This is a genomic window from Cellulophaga sp. 20_2_10 (genome assembly GCF_023476645.1).
GTDB lineage: Bacteria > Bacteroidota > Bacteroidia > Flavobacteriales > Flavobacteriaceae > Cellulophaga.
Window position 1 is genome coordinate 14,795 of sequence record NZ_JAMCOJ010000002.1, and the last position, 337, is coordinate 15,131.

The 337-nt window shown below is 32.9% G+C and carries 1 pseudogene; it reads right to left on the minus strand.

What is annotated here, in order from left to right:
- Nucleotides 1-223: pseudogene (locus tag M4I21_RS03915) on the minus strand (hypothetical protein); the annotation flags it as partial.
- Nucleotides 224-337: the final 114 nt, after the last annotated feature.

Below are 337 nucleotides of genomic sequence, written 5' to 3' on the forward strand. Positions count from 1 at the left end.
GACCACTTTTTAATATAGCCCAGTTTATTTTTATGGCTGTAGCCAGTTTACCGCTACGGTAATATTTTTTTACAGGAAAATCATTTACTAAAACCTCGTAGGTACAATACTCTTGGTTTATACGGAGCAAGTACATAGGTTGCTCATTATACTTAGGCATAGCTTGCCACATTTTGTCTGTAACACTCTGTATGGTAATACTATCTTGGTCTGTAGTGTTCATATTTTTGGTAGTTTTAGTGTTTTGTGCGCAGCTCACCCAAAACACTAAAAACCAACTATAGAAAAATATTTTTTTAAGCATATTATTTTATCATTTCTAACTGTATGTCTTCAT